This is a genomic window from Agrobacterium sp. P15N1-A (genome assembly GCF_044626815.1).
In the GTDB taxonomy this organism is placed as follows: Bacteria; Pseudomonadota; Alphaproteobacteria; order Rhizobiales; family Rhizobiaceae; genus Agrobacterium; species Agrobacterium leguminum.
The window spans coordinates 1,395,566-1,415,962 of sequence record NZ_JBIUPF010000001.1; the positions used below are offsets into that span (position 1 = coordinate 1,395,566).

Annotated in this window: 20 protein-coding genes; 11 read left to right on the top strand and 9 right to left on the bottom strand. The window is 57.6% G+C overall.

Going from position 1 to position 20,397, the window contains the following annotated elements; translation table 11 throughout:
• Positions 1–402: 402 nt before the first annotated feature.
• The 9 genes from ACIK7D_RS07070 (at position 403) to ACIK7D_RS07110 (ending at position 9,289) form a co-directional block, all read left to right on the top strand.
• Entirely contained in the window at positions 403–597 is a 195-nt protein-coding gene (locus ACIK7D_RS07070) for a Flp family type IVb pilin (protein ID WP_400155936.1), read from the top strand.
• A 78-nt stretch (positions 598–675) separates the two neighbouring features.
• Positions 676–1,188 (top strand): prepilin peptidase, encoded by a 513-nt coding sequence (locus ACIK7D_RS07075; RefSeq protein ID WP_400155937.1) that lies wholly within the window; start codon positions 676–678, stop codon positions 1,186–1,188.
• A gap of 126 nt (positions 1,189–1,314) precedes the next feature.
• The gene (gene cpaB / locus ACIK7D_RS07080; protein ID WP_400155938.1) at positions 1,315–2,121 is read left to right on the top strand and encodes a Flp pilus assembly protein CpaB; all 807 of its coding nucleotides are present in this window, start codon (positions 1,315–1,317) and stop codon (positions 2,119–2,121) included.
• Positions 2,118–3,701, top strand: coding sequence for a type II and III secretion system protein family protein (locus ACIK7D_RS07085; RefSeq protein WP_400155939.1), 1,584 nt, complete (start codon positions 2,118–2,120; stop codon positions 3,699–3,701). The genes cpaB and ACIK7D_RS07085 overlap by 4 nt, the downstream gene beginning before the upstream one ends.
• A 56-nt stretch (positions 3,702–3,757) precedes the next feature.
• Positions 3,758–4,450, top strand: coding sequence for a CpaD family pilus assembly protein (locus tag ACIK7D_RS07090; protein WP_137004225.1), 693 nt, complete (start codon positions 3,758–3,760; stop codon positions 4,448–4,450).
• Between the two features lie 34 nt (positions 4,451–4,484).
• Positions 4,485–5,768, top strand: a complete 1,284-nt coding sequence (locus tag ACIK7D_RS07095) for a CtpF protein (RefSeq protein ID WP_400155940.1) — start codon at positions 4,485–4,487, stop codon at positions 5,766–5,768.
• A 33-nt stretch (positions 5,769–5,801) separates the two neighbouring features.
• Positions 5,802–7,274 (top strand): CpaF family protein, encoded by a 1,473-nt coding sequence (locus ACIK7D_RS07100; protein ID WP_400155941.1) that lies wholly within the window; start codon positions 5,802–5,804, stop codon positions 7,272–7,274.
• Positions 7,275–7,288: 14 nt separating this feature from the next.
• Positions 7,289–8,293 (top strand): type II secretion system F family protein, encoded by a 1,005-nt coding sequence (locus ACIK7D_RS07105; RefSeq protein ID WP_400155942.1) that lies wholly within the window; start codon positions 7,289–7,291, stop codon positions 8,291–8,293.
• Positions 8,294–8,302: 9 nt separating this feature from the next.
• Positions 8,303–9,289 carry a type II secretion system F family protein gene (locus ACIK7D_RS07110; RefSeq protein WP_137004222.1) on the top strand — a complete coding sequence of 329 codons (987 nt, stop codon included), beginning with the start codon at positions 8,303–8,305 and terminating at the stop codon, positions 9,287–9,289.
• Between the two features lie 54 nt (positions 9,290–9,343).
• On the opposite strand, the gene ACIK7D_RS07115 is transcribed toward ACIK7D_RS07110, so the two are convergent.
• A complete protein-coding gene (locus tag ACIK7D_RS07115) occupies positions 9,344–10,054 on the bottom strand; it encodes a tetratricopeptide repeat protein (RefSeq protein WP_400156022.1) in 711 nt (236 codons plus the stop codon).
• Positions 10,055–10,310: 256 nt separating this feature from the next.
• Between ACIK7D_RS07115 and ACIK7D_RS07120 the strand changes: the two genes are divergently transcribed.
• Entirely contained in the window at positions 10,311–11,705 is a 1,395-nt protein-coding gene (locus ACIK7D_RS07120) for a M17 family metallopeptidase (protein ID WP_137004220.1), read from the top strand.
• Positions 11,706–11,815: 110 nt separating this feature from the next.
• On the opposite strand, the gene pncB is transcribed toward ACIK7D_RS07120, so the two are convergent.
• From pncB to ACIK7D_RS07160, 8 genes are all read right to left on the bottom strand, one after another.
• Positions 11,816–13,120, bottom strand: a complete 1,305-nt coding sequence (pncB, locus tag ACIK7D_RS07125) for a nicotinate phosphoribosyltransferase (protein WP_065654709.1) — start codon at positions 13,118–13,120, stop codon at positions 11,816–11,818.
• A 209-nt stretch (positions 13,121–13,329) separates the two neighbouring features.
• Positions 13,330–13,689 carry a hypothetical protein gene (locus ACIK7D_RS07130; RefSeq protein WP_031233696.1) on the bottom strand — a complete coding sequence of 120 codons (360 nt, stop codon included), beginning with the start codon at positions 13,687–13,689 and terminating at the stop codon, positions 13,330–13,332.
• A gap of 95 nt (positions 13,690–13,784) precedes the next feature.
• Positions 13,785–14,636: an NlpC/P60 family protein gene (locus ACIK7D_RS07135; RefSeq protein WP_400155943.1), complete on the bottom strand. Its 852-nt coding sequence runs from the start codon at positions 14,634–14,636 to the stop codon at positions 13,785–13,787.
• A gap of 18 nt (positions 14,637–14,654) precedes the next feature.
• Positions 14,655–14,999 (bottom strand): MarR family winged helix-turn-helix transcriptional regulator, encoded by a 345-nt coding sequence (locus tag ACIK7D_RS07140; protein WP_080818284.1) that lies wholly within the window; start codon positions 14,997–14,999, stop codon positions 14,655–14,657.
• A gap of 54 nt (positions 15,000–15,053) precedes the next feature.
• Positions 15,054–15,308, bottom strand: coding sequence for a hypothetical protein (locus ACIK7D_RS07145; RefSeq protein WP_400155944.1), 255 nt, complete (start codon positions 15,306–15,308; stop codon positions 15,054–15,056).
• A gap of 52 nt (positions 15,309–15,360) precedes the next feature.
• Positions 15,361–16,467 (bottom strand): DUF475 domain-containing protein, encoded by a 1,107-nt coding sequence (locus tag ACIK7D_RS07150; RefSeq protein WP_080818286.1) that lies wholly within the window; start codon positions 16,465–16,467, stop codon positions 15,361–15,363.
• Between the two features lie 291 nt (positions 16,468–16,758).
• Positions 16,759–17,676: a DMT family transporter gene (locus ACIK7D_RS07155; RefSeq protein ID WP_121490394.1), complete on the bottom strand. Its 918-nt coding sequence runs from the start codon at positions 17,674–17,676 to the stop codon at positions 16,759–16,761.
• Between the two features lie 122 nt (positions 17,677–17,798).
• Positions 17,799–18,680 (bottom strand): LysR family transcriptional regulator, encoded by an 882-nt coding sequence (locus ACIK7D_RS07160; protein ID WP_137004218.1) that lies wholly within the window; start codon positions 18,678–18,680, stop codon positions 17,799–17,801.
• A 106-nt stretch (positions 18,681–18,786) separates the two neighbouring features.
• Here ACIK7D_RS07160 and ACIK7D_RS07165 point away from each other — a divergent pair, with 106 nt between their 5' ends.
• Positions 18,787–20,283 (top strand): CoA-acylating methylmalonate-semialdehyde dehydrogenase, encoded by a 1,497-nt coding sequence (locus ACIK7D_RS07165; protein ID WP_262534579.1) that lies wholly within the window; start codon positions 18,787–18,789, stop codon positions 20,281–20,283.
• The last annotated feature ends 114 nt before the right edge of the window (positions 20,284–20,397 follow it).

The window sequence follows — 20,397 nt, forward strand, 5'->3', positions numbered from 1 at the left end:
GCTCACTACCCGCACTTTATTGTTCCACAGAATGCGCGGTTTTAGTGAATGAAGCGTTAAATGGCGGAAATCCGCAACGAGGATGGTAACCATTCGTAATGTATTGATATTTTCACGTCTCTCCGCCCCGCGTCAAAACTGAACAGCCGCGCCTCTTTCAAAGGAAACTTTGCCGCAAGAGAGAGATGGCCAGCGTCTGAATATATTTGTTTATCAGCAAATATAAAAATGCAGACAATACTTTTTGCTTTTATTTACCAAGAGAAACTCATCCTGCCGTTTACTTTGAGTTAATCGTTTTTTTTAAGCGCTTGGAAATCGCTCGGCTGTAGTTTGAACCCAACCGAACAACGGAGAACAGTTGTCGGCGTGCTGAACCAACACAGAGTTAGGAGAGACCCTATGACCAAGATTTTCGCTCGTTTCCTCAAGGATGAATCCGGTGCCACGGCAATCGAATATGGTTTGATTGCTGCGCTCATTTCCGTCGCAATTATCGGCGGCGCTTCGGCCGTTGGTACGCGACTCAATGCATTCTTCACTGCACTTTCCCAGCGAATCAATGCCAACGCGCCGGCCGCTACAAACCCAGTCTAAGCGTTTCGCTAGATCCTAAACAGACACGCCGCCTCTAAGGTGGCGTGTCTTTTGCTTAATAGAACTAAGGAGACGGCCGTGGTAGTTGCTGCAATTTTTCTCATATTGCCTTTTTGCCTCGCCTTTGCCGCCCTGAACGATCTTTTCAGTATGACGATACCCAACAGAATAACACTTTTCCTACTGCTATCTTTCATTATCGTTGCTCCTCTTTCCGGCATGGACTGGCAGACTTTTGCGATGAGCCTTGCCGCCGCCGCCGCGGTATTTTTGGCCTGCTTTGCTCTCTTCGCCACCAATGCCATGGGTGGAGGAGATGCCAAACTGCTGACTGCCACGGCAGTGTGGTATGGCTTCAACATTTCCCTCATAGAATTTCTGCTCGCAGTAACCTTCATCGGCGGTTTGTTGACCCTTGGCATCCTATTTTTGCGATCACGCTCACAGGAAGTCATGGCCATCGGTATTCCTATTCCGGATTCATTGATGGTGGCGAAAAAGATTCCATATGGTATTGGCATCGCTATTGCCGGGCTTTTAACGTACGGGGACGCGCCGATCGTTAAGGCGGCGATCTCCAGTCTTTCCTGATACGTTACTGAAGATTTAGAATTAAACCTTCGTTAACCACAAACCCAAGCACAATATTAACCATAATTATACCAATCGCACGCCATCCTGAAGGGAGAACGAATCTGATTCCCTCAAGGATCCAGCATGAAGCCGTCGCGTATTGTCATTCTTTCCGTTGCCCTGGTCGCCGCCGGTCTTGCCGGCCTTGTCGCCATGCAGATTTCCGGCGCAAAGCAGGTCATCGAAAAAGCGGAAACGATCATCCAGAAGGAGCCGACGGTCAATGTTCTCGTTTCCTCGGTCAATCTGCCTGTCGGCAGCCGCTTGAACGATAGCTCAGTACGCTGGACGCCATGGCCGCAGGGTAATGTCGTCGACAGTTTCATAACGGAAGCAAAAAGCCCGAACGCGATCACCGAACTCGCTGGCGCAGTCGTGCGTCTCCCCTTATTCGAGGGCGAACCGATACGATCGGAAAAAGTGGTCGATTCCAGCACCCGCATCATGTCTTCGCTTTTGCCGGCCGGTAAGCGCGCCGTCGCCACCGAGATTTCCGTCTCGACAGGTGCCGGTGGTTTCGTGCTGCCGAATGACCGGGTGGACGTCATCATGGTCCGCAAGGGCGATGCCGGCAATTTCTTGACTGAGAATGTTCTGAACAACGTCCGCGTTCTAGCGATCGACCAGCAGATCAAGGAAGGCGAGGATGGTACCTCCGCTGTCGTGGGGGCGACTGCGACCCTGGAACTGACCCCCGAACAGGCCAAGATCATAACCGTGGCACAGCAAATGGCGGATCGCCTCACCCTTGCCTTGCGCTCCGTCGCCGATGCCCAGGAAAACGATACGCTTTCGGCCGACTACCTTCTCAACGGCGGTTCCGGCCAGCCGGAAATTCAGGTGATCAAGTCCGGCTCGATCGTCAAGGGCAATCAGGGAGCATCCCAATGATCGGGGGGGGCATGTTAAAGCATCTTAAGAAACACCTACGTTCTTCGATCACCGGCGGCCTCGCATTATGCGTGGCTTTTGCAGGTATTCCAGGAAAGCATTTGCCTGAATTTCTTCGTCTCGGCGAAGCAGAGGCGCAAAGCGCCAGCATCGTCCGGATCACCGAGAGCGGCACGGGCACGCGCAAGCGCCTGAAGCTCGGCCTCAACAAGGCGCTGGTCATCGACCTGCCGGAAGACGCCCATGACATTCTTGTTGCGGATCCCAGCCTTGCCGACGCCGTGACCCGCACCTCCAAACGTATCTATCTCTTCGGAAAAACAGTTGGGCAGACCAATATTTTCATTTTCGGCGAGGGCGGTCGCGAAATCGTCAGCCTCGATCTGGAGGTGGAGCGGGATATTGTCGGGCTGGAAGGCAATATTCGCCGCTTCATTCCCGAATCCGACATCAAGGTCGAAATCGTTTCGGATAACATCGTTCTGACCGGAACGGTGCGCACACCGCAGGATTCGGCACGCGCCGTTCAGCTTGCGGAAGCCTTTCTGAAAGGTGGTGAAGCCACCACCCGCAATATATCGCTCACCGGTGGCGACAATGGCGGCGATGCGGCAATTTTCGCCGAAAACCGTCAGGTATCGCAGATCGTCAATATGCTGACGATCGAAGGCGAGGATCAGGTGACGCTGAAGGTCACTGTCGCCGAAGTCAGCCGGCAGGTACTGAAACAGCTCGGCTTCAATGGCTCTATTAGCAGCTCGACCAGCAACAACGGGTTCGAATTCGCAAATCCTTCCAATCTCGGAAATGCAATCAGCGGTGCCTCACGGATCGCCAGCGGCGCGATCGGTTCCGGCTCGCTTAACTTTGCCACCTATCTCAACGCCATGGAACAGGCCGGCGTTGTGCGCACGCTGGCTGAACCGAGCCTGACCGCTATTTCCGGCGAACAGGCCAAGTTCTATGTAGGAGGCGACTTCCGTCTGGCTGCAGAACAGGAAATCTCCGTCGACAACGATACAGGCCAACAGACCATAACGCGTGCAACCGACACAGTTGACTATGGCATAACATTGAATTTCAGGCCTGTCGTGCTTTCGCCGGGGCGGATCAGCCTTAAGATCGAGACCAATGTTTCCGAGCCGACCTATGAGGGCAACGTGGTGACAGGAAATGGGGGCCGTAACATCCCGGGTTCGACTTATATGTCGATCCGCAAGCGCGAGACCTCGACAACCGTTGAACTTCCTTCGGGTGGCTCGATCGTCATCGCCGGCTTGGTCCAGGACAATATCCGCCAAGCCATGTCAGGCCTTCCCGGCATATCGAAAATCCCAATCTTCGGTACGCTTTTCCGCAGCAAGGACTTCCTGCGCAACGAAACGGAACTGGTCATCATCGCAACGCCCTATCTGGTGCGGCCCGTTGCCCGCAATCAGATCGCCCGGCCAGACGATAACTTCAATCCGGAAAACGACGCCGCCATGTATTTCATGAACCGCGTCAACAAGGTCTATGGCCGCAAGGACCAGGTTCAGGCCGCGCCCTATCAGGGGTCAGTGGGGTTCATCTACAAATGACGACACGCACACAAAATCCCCTCTTCACAGCAAGCCCGGTCAGGGCAGGAAACGTCATGAAGGAACCCTATTCCTCCTTTTCCCCCTACCTGTCCGGAAGACGGACCGGCCTCGTCGTCGTTGCCGCGCTTGCCGCCGGCCTGTTGCAGGGCTGCGCGCGGGATCCGATGACCACCAACGCCATTCCCGACGATTATCGCACACGCCACCCGATTACCCTGTCGGAAGCGGAGCATTCGCTGGACATTCCGGTCTCGGCCAGCGACAGCCGGCTGACCACAGCGATGGCGGATAATGTCCGCGGTTTTGCCCAGAATTATGCGTCGATGTCGACCGGAATCATCAATATTCAGACCCCGTCGGGATCGGCCAATTCGGCGGCCGCATCGCGAATGGCGAAACAGATCCGCTCGACGCTTTCCGGTGCGGGTGTAGCGCCCGGCAAGATCATGGAGACGCGTTATGCCGCTTCCCCGAATGGCGACGCCTCCCCCATCCGTCTGAGCTATGTCGCCGTTACCGCCATGACTGGCCAGTGCGGCCAGTGGCCCGAGGATCTCTCGGATAATACCTTCGCCAACAAGAACTGGTACAATTTCGGGTGCGCTTCCCAAAGCAATCTCGCGGCGCAGATCGCCAATCCCATGGATCTGGTTGGTCCGCGCGGCATGAGCCCGATAGATGCGGAACGTCGCGCGGTAGTCATCGACAACTATCGCCAAGGCAAGTCAACGGCGACGGCTAATTGATGCGGATCCAACATTTGTTACGGCAGGAACAACGATGAGCGCTGTAGAATACGATATCAAGCCAAGCGGCGGCTCAGAAACCGAGCCGCCCGTACGCGCTTCGGATATGGACCACCTGCGGCCCCTGCCCCGCATTTCCGTTCACGCTTTCTGCGTCAGCGATAATATGCAAGGCGTCATGGACGCATTGTCCAGCGACCGGCGCATGAGCAAGGTTACCCTGCGGGTGACCAAAGGCGATATCAATGCGGCAGCCACGATGTTTTCCACGTCGCCCACGCCCAATCTCATCGTTCTCGAAACAGCAAGCTCACCCGCCTCGCTGCTGGACGATCTCGCGCCCCTGGCAGAAGTTTGCGATCCTTCCACCCGGGTCATCATCGTCGGCCGGCACAACGATATAACGCTGTATCGCGATCTTATCCGCAACGGCATTTCCGAATATCTCGTCGCCCCGGTCAATATGGCCGATCTCCTGGCTTCGATCGCCGCGATCTTCGTCGATCCGGAAGCGGAGCCGCTGGGCCGCAACATCGCCTTCATTGGTGCCAAGGGCGGCGTAGGCTCGTCAACCATAGCGCATAATTGCGCCTTCGGCATTTCTAGCCTTTTCTCCACGGAAACCATTCTGGCGGATATGGACCTTGCCTATGGAACGGCGAATATCGATTTCGATCAGGACCCTGCCCAGGGCATGGCTGAAGCGGTCTTTTCGCCGGAGCGGCTGGACGAGGTATTTCTCGACCGTCTTTTGACGAAATGTTCCGATCATCTGTCGCTTTTGGCAGCGCCGTCTCTTCTCGACAGAACCTATGATCTCGATCGTCAGGCCTTTCTGCCGATCCTCGAGGTTTTGCAGCGCAGTGCCCCGGTTGCGGTTCTCGATCTTCCCCACCAATGGTGCGACTGGACACGGGCAGTCCTTGCGGAAGCCGACGAGGTGATCATAACGGCCGTTCCCGATCTGGCAAATCTGCGCAATACGAAGAATCTCTTCGACGCACTGATCAAGCTGAGACCCAACGACAAGTTGCCGCATCTCGTTCTCAATCAGGTCGGCATGCCCAAACGTCCGGAAATCGCGCCGGCGGATTTCCTTGAGCCGCTGGAAATCGAGCCGATCGCGATCATTCCGTTCGACGCACAATTGTTCGGAAATGCCGCCAATAGCGGACGCATGATCAGCGAGATGGATGAAAAATCCCAGACGGCGGAAACTTTCTCGCAAATCGCGCATACCATCACAGGTCGCTCCGTGCTGCGCAAAAGCAGGCGCGGCGGTCTGGAAAAACTGAAAAATATTCTCAAGCGCAAGTAGGTCTTTTGCCTGCGTCCTTAGACGGAAACGCCGATGTTCGGAAAACGCGGGCCCGAAGGCCCAGCCAGAAGCACGAAGCCGGATCTTGTTGCACCTGCGCCCATGCAGGTGACGACAGCGCCTGAGCCTCGTTCTGCTGCAATTGACACTCTTGAACCCGGCCAATCACCGGCAATGCGTCAGGCAACAGCAAGCGCACCGCCCGCGCAGAGAAAACGCGCACGCACGGAAGATTACTACAATACCAAGAGCCAGGTATTTTCCGCACTTATCGATACGATCGACCTTTCGCAGCTCGCCAAGCTCGACGCGGAAAGCGCGCGCGAGGAAATTCGCGATATCGTCAATGACATTATCACGATCAAGAATTTCGCCATGTCGATTGCCGAGCAGGAAGAGCTGCTCGAAGATATCTGCAACGACGTTCTTGGTTACGGGCCGCTGGAGCCTCTCCTCGCGCGCGACGACATTGCCGATATCATGGTCAACGGTTCCGGCCAGACCTTTATCGAAGTCGGCGGTAAAACCATCGAATCCGATATCCGCTTTCGTGACAATGCGCAGTTGCTTTCCATCTGCCAGCGCATCGTCAGCCAGGTCGGCCGACGCGTGGATGAGTCGAGCCCGATATGCGACGCACGCCTGCCGGATGGATCGCGCGTCAACGTCATCGCTCCGCCGCTTGCCATCGACGGCCCGGCGCTGACGATCCGAAAATTCAAGAAGGACAAGCTGACACTCGATCAGCTCGTGCGCTTCGGGGCGATCACGCCCGAAGGCGCGACATTGCTCAAGATTATCGGTCGCGTCCGCTGCAATGTCGTCATATCGGGCGGCACCGGCTCGGGCAAGACGACGCTTCTTAACTGCCTGACGAACTTCATCGACAGGGATGAACGTGTCATCACCTGCGAAGACACCGCCGAACTGCAGCTGCAGCAACCGCATGTGGTGAGGCTCGAAACGCGTCCGCCCAATATCGAAGGGGAAGGCGAGATCACCATGCGCGATCTCGTCAAGAACTGCCTTCGCATGCGGCCCGAACGCATCATCGTCGGCGAAGTGCGCGGACCGGAAGTTTTCGACCTTCTCCAGGCCATGAACACCGGTCACGACGGTTCGATGGGAACGCTGCACGCCAATACGCCACGCGAATGCCTCAGCCGTATCGAATCGATGATCGCCATGGGTGGTTTCAGCCTGCCGGCCAAGACCGTGCGTGAGATCATTTCGGGATCGATCGATGTCGTCATTCAGGCAGCACGTCTGCGTGACGGCTCGCGCCGGATAACGCAGATTACGGAGGTGATCGGCATGGAAGGCGATGTCATCGTCACCCAGGATCTGATGCGATACGAAATCGAAGGCGAAGATGCGAACGGCAAGCTGATCGGCAGACACGTATCGACCGGCATCAGCAAGCCCAATTTCTGGGATCGTGCACGCTATTACGGCGAAGAGAAACGCCTGGCGGCCGCGCTCGATGAAATGGAAAAGACATCCTAAGGGAAAGCGACGCCATGGACCCGACAATAGTGTTACTGGCCGTACTTGTCGCCATCTCGGCGGGAGCGCTCGCCTACGCCTTTCTTTTCCAGCAGATAGAGGTCGAAAAAAAAACCACCAACCGCTTCAAGCGGGTACAGGCCGCAGAGACTGATCATACAAACATCAAAGCTGCACGAGACCGCGTCCAGGAACTCAGCAAGCGCCGCAAATCCATGCAGGACAACCTGCGGGAAATGGAAAAGAAACAGAATGAAAAGGCAAAAAAAGCGAAGAATATCGGCCTGCGCGACAAACTGGTTCAGGCGGGGCTGGTGCTTTCCGCTCGGCAGTTCCATCTGCTAAGCCTCGGCGCGGCTGTTTTTTCCGCCCTCATGGCCCTTCTATACGGCCTGTCGTCGCTTCTTGCTCTGCTCATAGGAGTTGTCGTGGCGCTGGGCGTACCGCGGTGGGCGCTGGCGTTTGTTCTCAAGCGCAGACAGAAAAAATTTCTTGAAGAGTTTCCGAATGCATTGGACGTCATGTGCCGGTCGATCAAATCAGGATTGCCGCTGAACGACGCCGTGCGGCTAATCGCGTCGGACGGTCAGGAACCGGTGAAAACGGAGTTTCAGCGCGTCGTCGATGCCCAACAGGTTGGCATTGGAATTCCGCAGGGGATCGAACGCATGATGCTGACCATGCCGCTTTTTGAGGTAAGCTTCTTCAGCACCGTCATCAATATTCAAGCGCAGGCCGGCGGCAACCTCTCGGAAGCGTTGTCCAATCTTTCAAAGGTTTTGCGTGACCGCAAGAAGATGCGCGCCAAGGTGAGCGCTCTTTCGATGGAAGCGAAGGCCTCCGCAGTCATCATCGGCTCGCTGCCTTTCGTCGTCATGCTGCTGGTGCATTTCACATCGCCTGACTATCTGTCGGTACTTTTCACCGACTTGCGCGGCCACATTATTCTCGGAGCATCCGCGATCTGGATGCTGATCGGAATATTCATCATGCGCCAAATGATCAATTTCGATATCTGAGGTCGCGGTATGACAGGAAATCTTCTTTCTCGCCTGACTGACCCACAAACGATCATCGCCGTTCTTGTAACGCTCGCGGTTTTCGCGACCTTCTATACCCTTATCATGCCGGTTTTTGAGCGGAAAGATTTCGCCAAGCGCATGAAAGCGGTGTCATCGGAACGCGACCTCATCCGTAGTCGCGAGCGCGATCGTATGGCGGCTGTTGCGAGAGACGGCAAAACCTCGCTGCGAGGTAACAACAACAAATCCGCCCGCCGCATCGTTGAGAAATTCAATCTGCAAGAAGCATTGGCCGACAAGAACACAATGAACAAGCTGCGGGCGGCCGGGCTTCGTTCACAAAACGCCTTCAACACGTTCCTTGCCGCACGGTTCGTCTTACCTTTTATTTTTCTGGCCATCGCCTTCACTTGGATCTTCGTTCTCGGAAACCTCGCCGACAAAGCGTTTATCATCCGGCTAATGGCTGTGCTTCTTTTCGGTTATATCGGTTTTTACGCTCCCAATATTTACGTATCGAATCGCATGAACAAGCGGCAGGCATCAATCAAGCGGGCCTGGCCCGACGCGCTCGACCTCATGCTGATCTGCATCGAATCCGGCGTCTCCATGGAAGCTGCCATGCGTCGCGTGGCGGAAGAAGTGGGCGAGCAGTCACCCGAACTGGCGGAAGAAATGATGTTGACGACAGCGGAACTATCCTTTCTTCAGGACAGGCGTGTCGCTCTTGAGAATTTCGGCACGCGTACCCAGCTCGAAACCGTCAAAAGCGTGGTACAGGCGCTTATTCAGGCGGAGCGATACGGCACACCGCTCGCCCAGGCGCTTCGTGTTCTCGCACAGGAAGGCCGCGACGAGCGCATGAATGACGCCGAAAAAAAGGCTGCCGCGCTGCCGCCGAAACTGACTGTGCCGATGATCGTATTTTTCCTGCCGGTACTGATCGCAGTCATTCTCGGACCGGCTATCATCCGCGTTCTGGATACATTCTGACAGAGAAAATGTTGCAGGGCGATTGCCTCTCAGCCAGCCGGATGCTCGAACATATCAACCAGCCCGCTTGCCGTCCTTCTTCGCCAGTTGCTGCCAGGAATTCTGTTGCGAAAGCATTGCACGCAGATAGGTGAGGTTAGCCTGCGCCTGCTGCGCAGAGAGTTCCTGAACCGCGATGCGCTCGGCTTCGGCGAAGCGGCCCTGTAGACCGACCACGAGCGCGAGGTTCTGGCGAACGCGGCTATCGGCTCCCGGCTGGGCGATGGCGGATTGCAGATATGTTTCGGCGGCGCGCGGATCGCTCGACAGGACATAGGACATGCCGAGGTTGGACAACACGCTCGGGTCGTTCGGCTTCAGGTCAAGCGCCTGCCTGTAGCGGGAACGCGCTTCGTTCGAGCGTCCAAGCTGATCGAGCACGGCGCCCTCGGCAGAATAAAGCCGCCAGTCGGGTCGATCCGGCGTCTGTGCCCGCTGGATGGTCGAAAGCGCCTGCTCCAGCTGGCCGGCGGCGGCCTGCGATTTGCCATAGGCGGCAAGGACATCGCGGTCGGCCGGATTGGCGATGGCGATCTGTTGCATGACGGCGAGAGCCTGTGTGTTCTTGCCGGTCATCATCAGCACGCTGGCATAATTCATGCCGACGGATTTATCCTTGGGGCTGCGTTCATAGGCTTTGCCGGCGCTCTCTTCCGCCTGCCGAAGCTGCTCCATGTTCATGTGATCATAGGAGCGTGTGGCGGCAGGAATGGAGCCGGTGGACATGCGATCGGGCTTGTTGGTGCTCGCGCATCCCGAAACCGCAAGAACCAATGCGGCAAGACATGCTCCCCGCAGCAACCGTGTCCGGCCTGTCTCGCCCAAAGAAAATGCAGTCATGGCAGCGCCCCCGCCCAAGAATGATCAATCTTGCGCCCGACACACGACAGACTCACATGACGCAACTTTCGCTTAAGCAATAATCTGTTAACCCTAACAGAGCGTTAATCGCACCGATTCTCGACATTTACGGAAGCATACAATGGCGCCCTATCAGTTCATCGAACGCCCAACCCCTTTCAGCTCCAAGGCCGGCAGCACATTGCCGGTTTTCGCCGTCACGCCGGCCCATATCGAACAGGGCGCCATCGACCCTGTCGCTCTGGACTGGGCGAAGAAGGCGGGGTTCAAGGCCGAGGCAGGCGCCATCCTCCTCGTTCCTTCCGCCGATGGTTCGCTGGGCGGCGTGCTTCTAGGCCTCGGCGGCAATCCCTCGGAAATCCCCTTCATCACCGGGAAACTCGCCCGTGAGCTGCCGGAAGGCGAATGGCACATCGAGACCGCACCCCTGACGGCCAATCGCCTCGCTCTCGGTTTCGGTCTCGGCAGCTATCGCTTCGACAAATACAAGACCACCAAGACGAACGGGGCAAAGCTCCTTATTCCACAGGATGCGGAAGACGGCGAGATCAAGCGCGTTCTGGCCGGCGTTTTCCTTGCGCGCGACCTCATCAATGTCCCGGCCAACGATATGGGACCGGATGAGCTTGAGATTGCCTTCCGCGCGCTCGCCGCCCATTACAAGGCAAAGGTGAAGGTCACCACTGGTGACGAACTGCTCAAGGAAAACTTCCCCCTGATCCATGCTGTCGGCCGGGCCAGCGAAAGCGCACCGCGGCTTCTGGAGATGAACTGGGGCAAGAAGGGCAATCCGCGCCTCACCCTTGTCGGCAAGGGCGTCTGCTTCGATACAGGCGGCCTCGATATCAAACCCGCCGCTTCCATGGCGCTGATGAAGAAGGATATGGGAGGCGCGGCCAATGTGCTCGGCCTTGCGCTGATGATCATGGATGCGAAGCTGCCGGTCGATCTTCGCGTTCTCGTGCCCGCGGTCGAAAACTCCATCTCCTCCAATGCCTTCCGCCCCGGCGATATCTACCGCAGCCGCAAGGGGCTGACGGTGCAGATCGACAATACCGACGCTGAAGGCCGTCTTGTTCTGGCGGATGCGCTGGCCTATGCGGACGAAGATGCGCCGGACCTGATGATCGACATGGCGACGCTGACGGGTGCCGCACGCGTCGCGCTCGGCCCGGATCTGCCGCCCTTCTACACCGATGATGAGGATCTGGCGCATGATATCGCGGAAGCCAGCATCGATACGGACGATCCGCTGTGGCGCATGCCGCTCTATATGGGCTACGACAAGGATATCCGCTCACGCGCAGCCGATATCACCAACGCGCCTTCGGGCGGCATGGGCGGATCGATCACCGCCGCCCTGTTCCTGAAGCGTTTCGTCACCAATACCAGGCGCTGGGCGCATTTCGATATTTACGGCTGGTCTCTGAGCGAGAGACATCACTCATCGATCGGCGGAGAAGCGCAGGGTATCCGCGCACTCTTCCACTACATCGCACATCAATTCGCGAAGTAATCTGCTGAATCGGTGCAGGCTTCCACGGGCGCTTCCTCAACCGGAGCGCCCGTTCTCAATTTAGAGCATTTCCGGACGGAAAACCGGGGTCCAATTTTCCTGGAAACGCTTTAAACCAGAACCTTCTGTTCCTTGTGGTCCTCTTCGCCGAAGAACTTCAGGTAACGCTCCACTTCGGCCGGATCGCCGGTTGCCTTTTGCGGATTGTCCGAGAGTTTCACCGCCGGCCGGCCATTGGCGTCGCTCACCTTGCAGACGATGGAAATCGGCTTGAGGCTGGCGATGGTTTTTGGCGCGCAACCGGCAAAATCATTGGTGAGGTTGGTACCCCAGCCGAAGCTCATGCGGACGCGGCCTTCGAAATGCCTGTAGGTGTCGATAATGGCGTCGACATCGAGACCGTCGGAGAAGATCAACATCTTCTTGCGCGGATCGCGGCCCATCTTCTGCCACCACTCGATGATTTTTTCGCCGCCTTCGATCGGCGGCGCACTGTCGGGACGGAAACCCGTCCAGTCTGCCACCCATTCCGGCGCGTTGCGCAGGAAAGCCGCCGTGCCGAAGGCGTCCGGCAGCACGATCAGCAGGTTGCCGCCATAAAGCCGGTTCCAGTCCTTCAGAACCTGATAGGGTGCTGCAGCCAGTTCCTCATCCGTCTGCGCCAGCGCCGCGACCACCATGGGCAATTCATGCGCGTTCGTGCCCACGGCTTCGAGATCGGAATCCATGGCGAGCAGGACGTTACTCGTACCGGTAAAGGCAGGCCCGATGCCTTCCTTCAGCGCTTCGACGCACCAGCGTTGCCAAAGGAAGCTGTGGCGGCGGCGGGTGCCGAAATCGGAAATGCGCAGGCCCGGCAGTTCCCGCAGCCGCTCGACCTTCTCCCACATCTTGGCCTTTGCGCGGGCATAAAGCACATCGAGCGTGAAATAACCGAGCGAGCGCATGGCGCTGCGCGAGCGCAACTCGTTGATGATGGCGAGCGCCGGGATTTCCCAGAGCGTCGTGTCCATCCAGCGGCCATGAAAATTCAGCTCATATTGCCCGTCGCGCTTGAAAAGCTCATATTCCGGCAATTGATAGCTTGAAAGCCAGGAGAGGAATTCCGGCTCGAAAATCTGCGAGCGGCCGTAAAACGTGTTACCCGCAAGCCAGATGTTTTCCTTCTTGGAAAGACGCAGCGTGCGTGCATGATCGAGCTGTTCGCGCAGCTCCATCTCGTCGATCTCTTCCGCCAGCCGCACCGTCTTCGTGCGGTTGATCAGCGAAAACGTCGCATCGACTTCCGGATAGAGTTTCCAGATCATCTGCAACATCAAGAGCTTGTAGAAATCCGTATCGATCAAGCTGCGGACGATAGGGTCGAGTTTCCAGGTATGATTATGGACACGGGTGGCTATATCGGTCTTCGTCATACTCGCATTCCCCAATATCGGCTAAGGTCAGAATAGCCGATGTCACTCCGCACCCAGGCAGGTATCAACCTGTCATGCGGAAGATTTATCTGAAAAAGCGACAACAAGTCCAGAGCACCGGCCGAGCAAATGCCTGCCGCCACCGCCCGCGCATCGATTTTCCGAAAAGCGCGATGGGGTTTTCGATCCGGTCCGGGAGCGATGCTGCTTCAGAAGGTCGGGTCTACGGGGTTTATGCCGGGATACCAGTCCTTGGAAACCGGATTTCTGCCGCCGAAGCTGGAAATTCCGTTTTCATCGGTGCAACGGTAACCCTGAACGGGAAGTCCACGGCTGCCGAAGACATTCCGGTAGGGGCCGCGCGAATATCCGGTCGAGCCAAGTGCGCTATGGCAGTTGTAACGGACCTTTGGCTGCAGCGTGCGCGGATCCTTGACGCCGGGCAGGTTTGCATAGGCATCCGGCGCGGGAGCAAAACCGTTCTGGAAAACAGTCTGCGCCTGCGCCGACGCGCTCAGCAAAACCGCCGTGAGGATCGCTGCCAATCGTGTCGCCGTTCTTGTCTTCATCGATGCCGGTTCCGTACCATCATCCAACCGATGTAGGCTGTCGGCGGCTCTGGCACAAAGGGCCGGGCAGGCACAATTTCGTGAAAGCCGCCTTTTCAGCCTTCCAGGCGGCGGAAAGCCGTCGGCTTTTCGTAAAGCCAGCCGATGCGCTCGATGGCCGCATCGAGATTTTCGCGTGCGACATTCATCGTATGGCCATTGGCATGCAGCAGAGTTTCCTCGTTTTCCATGAGGCCGACATGGCCCTTCCAGAAGACGAGATCGCCGCGGCGCAATTCATCCCGCTCTATTTCCACACCGAGCGACTTCACCTGCATGTCGGTATCGCGCAGAACCCGCCGGCCCGTCATGGCCATGGAAAGCTGCACGAGGCCGGAACAATCGATACCGAAGCCGGAACGGCCGCCCCAGAGATAGGGGGTCTCGATAAAGCGCAGCGCCACCGCCACATAATCCTCTTCAAGCGCCGCATCGACGGCGCGGCAATGGGCGGCGATGATGCCTTCGCCCTTTTCGGTCAGCAGGTAACGGGTGCCGCGTGTCTCCGCCTCGCCGACGATGCGGATGAGACTGCCCATGGACAGCGCTGCGACGGGCGGTTTGCGCAATTCAGCAGCTGGATAGAGAAAAGTGCGCGGTGCAACCACTCGATGGGTGGCGACGGCGACATCGCAAATCGCCGTTTCCGGCACATAGCCGGCATAACCATCCGCATCCGCCTGCACCCAGGCCCAGCCGTTCGCGTGCTCGAAAACACTGACGGTTTCGCCAGACAGCAGCTCGGTATCGATGCCGGCGGCAAGGTCCGGCGTCGGCCGCAGGCCAACAACCGGCACCGCGATCTGCGCGGGCGAGCCGCTGACAAAACGTTCGGCCTGCACCACGCCCTGCAGCTTTTCATCGGCGAGATCGGAGCGGAAGACATTCAGGCGGCGGTCGAGCATCATGGGTTTCACATCCAGAGGTTAGATCTTGCGCGCCTGATCAATAATCAGATCGCCGAATTTTTCCAGATAAAGCGCACCGGCCACGGTGCGTTTTATCACGACATTGCGCTTGTCCCGCTCATCCCGAACCCGATCGACCAGTCCGAGAGCACCCAGACTGTCGAGGGCGCGGGTAATAACGGGTTTGGTCACACCCAGCATGGCGGCGAGGCCCCGCACGGTGTGCGGCGGCGGCACGAGATAAATCTGCAGCAGGATGGCGGTTTGACGCAAGGTCAAATCCGGCTGATCGTCAATGACCTGCACCGTGGATACACGATGCCAGAGACCCAGGGCCTCCGTGGGCGACAATTGTGCAGGCAAACCGTGACCCTTCCAGTCGTTGTCTTATCGTTTTCATTCAACCGAACGTAAAACTCAAGAACCATTCTGCACAAACAGAACCGCCGCACGGCGCAGATCGGAAAGATCGCGCGGCGCGGCGGTATTTGTTGACCCGTTTTCGAGCCAATGTCCCCTCTGGACTTGCAGAATGAGATGCAGGAAGCGTGCCAATTTTGATGCAGCGCATAAATAATCGTAAAAACAGCGGCTTAAGACGAAAATTCGGCCTTTTGGCGAAATTTTTCGCAAAGGATAAACAGCAACAAAAACAGGCGAAAAATAATTCAATGCTTAAAAACTGCCTTCCGCCGCGACAGCGGAAGGCAAGGGCAATTGCGGATCAGATTTCCGCGCCGCGCGCGGCATCGACCGCATCGGCATTCTGTCGCCGGTTATAGCGGATCGACGACCAGAGCGAGATGCCGATCAGGCCCGCGCCGCCAAGGCCCGTGATGACCTCCGGAATATGCACCATGGTCTGCACGTACATGATGACGGACAGGATGAGGATCGCATAAAAGGCGCCGTGCTCCAGATAGCGATATTCGGCCAGGGTTCCCTTCTCGACCAGCATGATGGTCATCGAACGCACATACATGGCGCCGATGCCGAGGCCGATGGCGATGATGAAGAGGTTCTGCGTCAGCGCGAAAGCGCCGATAACGCCGTCGAAGGAGAAGCTGGCATCCAGCACTTCGAGATAAAGAAACGCACCGAAGCCGCCTTTCGCCGCGCCTTCCAGCATCTCCTGGCTGCGGTCGAGAATGCCGCCGACGACTTCCACCAGCAGGAAGGTCAAAAGACCCCAGATCGCCGAATGGAAGAAGGTGTTGGCCGCGACCGGACCAAGTTCCGGATTGTCGCTAGCACCGATGATGCGGGAAAAGATCAGCATGACGACCAGCACGAAGGCAATCTCGATGCCCTTGACGGAGGAATAGGTTGCAGCCTTTTCCTCGATCCAGCGCACCCAGTGCACGTCCTTTTCATGGTCGAAGAAGAAGTTGAGACCGACCATCATCAGGAAGGTGCCGCCGAAAGCCGCAATCGGCAGATGGGCGTCACGCATGATTTCCGCATAACGTTCCGGCTGCGTGGCCGCCATGACGATTGCCGTCCACGGGCCGACATTGGCCGCGACGACCACGATGAGCAGCGGGAAGACGATACGCATGCCGAAAACGGCAATCAGGATACCCCAGGTCAGGAAGCGGTGCTGCCAGACCGGTGTCATATCTTTCAGCTTGTTGGCGTTGACGATAGCGTTGTCGAAGGAAAGTGAGATTTCCAGCACCGCCAGCACGACGCAGATGAAAAAGATCGTCGCCGTGCCGCCCACCGTTCCGGTCATTTCCCAACCGAGATAACCGCCGAGGATCAAACCGACCACGGTGACGATAAAGGCCCACTTGAAGTAGGTAAGGGTGTTTTTCTGGGCAGCGCTCATGTCCGGTCGCCTCCCATAAAGAGGGCGTTCACGGACCGACGCGGGGCGTCAGACCGCACGCAGAAAGCACGCGCGCGAAGCACATTCAGGTTTTTCATAGTTTTTAATCCGCCGGCCAATTTTTGCAGGCGGTACCGACATCGCGAGAGCGCCGTAAAACTCTCGCCAGAGGGGCCCGGCACCTTTGTTTCCTCTGCCGTTGCGAGACAAATCATCGCAGGGCTCTTTCTTACTCCCCGAAGATCACGCCTTCGTCAAGTCCCGTGATCGTGATCAAGGCTGTGAGAAAGATCAAACCTGCTCCGCGGCCAGGTCTTCAGCGGTTTCGCGGCGTCGCTTGAGAGTATTTTCGCGGAAGAAGATATAAAGGCCGGAAAGAACGATCAGGCCCGCGCCGACGACGATACTCGTCTGCGGCACATCGCCGAAGAACAGCCAGCCGAAAATCACCGCCCAGAGCAGCAGCGTATATTGCAGCGGCGCGACGGTCGCGGCGTCGGCGAGTTTAAGCGCCCGATTGACCAGAACATGCGCCGTCATGGCGACGACGCCGAGCAGGCCGAGGAAGGCGAGATCGAAACTGGACTGAACCGGCAGCCATCCCGATGGCGTGAGGAATACCGCGACAATGCCCGCAAGCGCCGCACCGATGATCTGCCAGAAGGCAAGCACCGTATCCGGCGTATTGCGCAGCTGACGGCCGGATAACATCATGAAAGCAAAGGCGGCGCTGCCGAGGATCGAAAACAATGCTGCGGAGGTGAGGCTTGCCGAACTGGGTTTGAGCGCGATGAGAACGCCGACAAAACCGATGGCGATGGCCGTCCAGCGACGCCAACCCACCTTTTCTCCGAGCAGAAACGGCGAGAGCGCCGCCACATAGATGGGGGCGGCCAGCCAATAGGTCATGACATCGGCGAGCGGCAGGGCCGCGACCGCGAAATAGAAACAGAAAAGCTCTGCGGTGGAAAAGAAGACGCGTGCAAACTGAAGGCCGGGACGCTCAATTCTGACAAGGCCAGAGAGGCCGGCGCGCCAGACGATCGGAACGAGAATAATAAGCGCCGCCGCGCTGCGAATGAGGATCACCTGACCCTGGCTATAGGTGGCCACGAGCCATTTTCCCATGGCGTCGTTCAGTGCGAAAAGCAGCATTCCAAGCAGCATGACGGCCACGCCGAGGCCAGTCGGCGAAAGCTTACGTATCATAGACATGTCAGTTCCGATCTCTCCCAATGGCTGCATTGGTCGTCCAGTCAGCCATCCTTTGTCAAGCCCCGAACGGCCGGGCTCGAACAATTAATAGTACTAATAATATCGGCATGCGGATGTCAGATGAAAATTCGCCGTTCTTCGGCTACGAGTTCCTGGAGAAAATCGACCACCGTGCGGACGCGGACCAGTTGACGGGCGGATTCGTGATAGGCCGTCCAGTAGGACCGGCTGATGGTGAGTTGCGGCATGATACGCAGCAGTTCGGGGTATTGCCCGGCGATGTAATTATGCAGGATGCCGATACCCGCACCGGAACGCACCGCCTCGGTCTGCCCGGTGGCGCTGGAGATTTCGAAGGCGGCGTCCCAGTCGCGCATGATCTCACCGGTAAAGTTCAGTGAGGGCGAAAAGATCAGGTCCTCCACATAACCGATCCGCCGGTGGCGCTTCAGCGCCTCGACATCATCAGGCGTTCCATAATCGGCCAGATAATCCGCCGAGGCATAGAGACCCAGCGAATAATCGGTGAGCTTTGAAAACATCAGCCTGCCCTGCTCCGGCCTTTCGATGGTGATGGCGATATCGGCCTCACGCTGCGACAGTGAGAAAGAGCGCGGCACCGGCACGAGCTGGATTTTCAGATCGGGATAACGCGCCGTCAGTCGGCCGAGCCGTGGCGCGAGGAACGACACGCCGAGACCATCCGGCGCGCCGATGCGCACCGTTCCCGCCACCGCCGTATCGACGCGGCCGAGATTTGCCTGGGCATTCAGCATTTCCGTTTCCATGCGCTCGGCCCCGGCAAGAAGGCGCTGCCCCTCTTCGGTCAACTCGCAGCCATTGGTGCTCCGCAGGAAGAGCTGCGTGCCGATGGCCGCTTCCAGTGCGGAAATGCGCCGGCTGAGGGTGGCGTGGTTGACGCCAAGCTTTCTGGCCGCCGAAAGAAACTGGCCGCTTCGCGCCACGCTTAGAAACAAACGCACATCATCCCAGTTCATGGCACCCTCCTTATGTCTATTTTTGCACAATGGATGCTTATTTCAGGCGATTGATTTGTGCAAATCGAAAGGTAATGCTGCGCCATCACATTCTGGAGGAAAGCCCATGAAGGAAATCGGTCATTTCATTAACGGCAAGCATGTGCCCGGCACCAGCGGCCGCACATCGAATGTCTACAACCCCGCCACCGGTGAAGTTCAGGCAACTGTCGCGCTTGCAAGCGATGCCGAACTGCGCGCCGCCGTGGAGAGCGCCAAGGCTGCGCAGCCGAAATGGGCCGCCACCAACCCTCAGCGTCGCGCCCGCGTTTTCTTCAAGTTCGTCGAACTTCTGAACCGCGACATGAACGAGCTGGCGGTGCTGCTCTCGAGCGAGCACGGCAAGACCGTTGAAGATTCCAAGGGCGATATCGTCCGCGGTCTCGAAGTCTGCGAATTCGTCTGCGGCATTCCGCATCTGCAGAAGGGTGAGTTCACCGAAGGCGCTGGCCCGGCCATCGATATGTATTCGATCCGCCAGCCGGTTGGCATCGGCGCGGGCATCACCCCGTTCAACTTCCCCGGCATGATCCCGATGTGGATGTTCGCGCCGGCAATCGCCTGCGGCAACGCCTTCATCCTCAAGCCTTCCGAGCGCGACCCGTCGCTGCCGATCCGTCTTGCAGAACTGATGGTTGAAGCCGGTCTTCCGGCCGGCATCCTGAACGTCGTCAACGGTGACAAGGGCGCCGTCGACGCCATCCTGACCGATCCCGATATCGGCGCGGTCTCCTTCGTCGGCTCGACGCCGATCGCCCGTTACGTCTATGGCACAGCCGCCATGAACGGCAAGCGCGCGCAGTGCTTCGGCGGTGCGAAGAACCACATGATCATCATGCCGGATGCCGATCTTGACCAGGCCGTGAACGCGCTGATGGGCGCGGGTTACGGTTCGGCGGGCGAGCGCTGCATGGCTGTTTCCGTTGCGGTTCCGGTTGGTGAGGAGACGGCAAACCGTCTCGTTGAAAAGCTCATTCCGCAGATCGAAAGCCTGAGAATCGGCCCCTATACCGACGACAAGGCCGATATGGGTCCGCTCGTCACCAAGGAAGCGCAGACGCGCGTCAAGGGCCTGATCGACAGCGGCGTCGCACAGGGTGCGAAGCTTCTGGTCGATGGCCGCGACTTCAAGCTTCAGGGCTATGAAGACGGCTATTTCGTCGGCGGCTGCCTGTTCGACCACGTGACCCCTGACATGGACATCTACAAGACGGAAATCTTCGGACCCGTTCTCTCCGTCGTTCGCGCCAAGAACTACGAAGACGCGCTGGAACTGCCGATGAAGCATGAATATGGCAACGGCGTCGCGATCTATACCCGTGACGGCGATGCCGCCCGCGACTTCGCAAGCCGCGTCAATATCGGCATGATCGGCGTCAACGTCCCGATCCCGGTTCCGCTTGCCTATCACTCCTTCGGCGGCTGGAAGGCTTCGAGCTTCGGCGATCTCAACCAGCACGGGACGGATTCCATCAAGTTCTGGACGAAGACCAAGACGATCACCTCGCGCTGGCCGTCGGGCATCAAGTCGGGCGCCGAATTCGTGATGCCGACAATGAAGTAAGCGGGCGGAGCCCTCTAAATTACAAAGAGCCTCGCTGTTTTCACGGCGGGGCTTTTTCGATTAAAAGATAACTTTAAAAATCAAGTTTTTCCTTCAAAATATTTCCACTTAAAG

What these genes read in the sequence shown, in the direction of transcription:
- ACIK7D_RS07070 (WP_400155936.1), top strand. Translation starts at nt 403, where the DNA reads ATGACCAAGATTTTCGCTCGTTTCCTCAAGGATGAATCCGGTGCCACG.
- cpaB (WP_400155938.1), top strand. Translation starts at nt 1,315, where the DNA reads ATGAAGCCGTCGCGTATTGTCATTCTTTCCGTTGCCCTGGTCGCCGCC.
- ACIK7D_RS07085 (WP_400155939.1), top strand. Translation starts at nt 2,118, where the DNA reads ATGATCGGGGGGGGCATGTTAAAGCATCTTAAGAAACACCTACGTTCT.
- ACIK7D_RS07090 (WP_137004225.1), top strand. Translation starts at nt 3,758, where the DNA reads ATGAAGGAACCCTATTCCTCCTTTTCCCCCTACCTGTCCGGAAGACGG.
- ACIK7D_RS07095 (WP_400155940.1), top strand. Translation starts at nt 4,485, where the DNA reads ATGAGCGCTGTAGAATACGATATCAAGCCAAGCGGCGGCTCAGAAACC.
- ACIK7D_RS07100 (WP_400155941.1), top strand. Translation starts at nt 5,802, where the DNA reads ATGTTCGGAAAACGCGGGCCCGAAGGCCCAGCCAGAAGCACGAAGCCG.
- ACIK7D_RS07105 (WP_400155942.1), top strand. Translation starts at nt 7,289, where the DNA reads ATGGACCCGACAATAGTGTTACTGGCCGTACTTGTCGCCATCTCGGCG.
- ACIK7D_RS07110 (WP_137004222.1), top strand. Translation starts at nt 8,303, where the DNA reads ATGACAGGAAATCTTCTTTCTCGCCTGACTGACCCACAAACGATCATC.
- ACIK7D_RS07115 (WP_400156022.1), bottom strand. Translation starts at nt 10,054, where the DNA reads ATGTCCACCGGCTCCATTCCTGCCGCCACACGCTCCTATGATCACATG.
- ACIK7D_RS07120 (WP_137004220.1), top strand. Translation starts at nt 10,311, where the DNA reads ATGGCGCCCTATCAGTTCATCGAACGCCCAACCCCTTTCAGCTCCAAG.
- pncB (WP_065654709.1), bottom strand. Translation starts at nt 13,120, where the DNA reads ATGACGAAGACCGATATAGCCACCCGTGTCCATAATCATACCTGGAAA.
- ACIK7D_RS07130 (WP_031233696.1), bottom strand. Translation starts at nt 13,689, where the DNA reads ATGAAGACAAGAACGGCGACACGATTGGCAGCGATCCTCACGGCGGTT.
- ACIK7D_RS07135 (WP_400155943.1), bottom strand. Translation starts at nt 14,636, where the DNA reads ATGATGCTCGACCGCCGCCTGAATGTCTTCCGCTCCGATCTCGCCGAT.
- ACIK7D_RS07150 (WP_080818286.1), bottom strand. Translation starts at nt 16,467, where the DNA reads ATGAGCGCTGCCCAGAAAAACACCCTTACCTACTTCAAGTGGGCCTTT.
- ACIK7D_RS07155 (WP_121490394.1), bottom strand. Translation starts at nt 17,676, where the DNA reads ATGATACGTAAGCTTTCGCCGACTGGCCTCGGCGTGGCCGTCATGCTG.
- ACIK7D_RS07160 (WP_137004218.1), bottom strand. Translation starts at nt 18,680, where the DNA reads ATGAACTGGGATGATGTGCGTTTGTTTCTAAGCGTGGCGCGAAGCGGC.
- ACIK7D_RS07165 (WP_262534579.1), top strand. Translation starts at nt 18,787, where the DNA reads ATGAAGGAAATCGGTCATTTCATTAACGGCAAGCATGTGCCCGGCACC.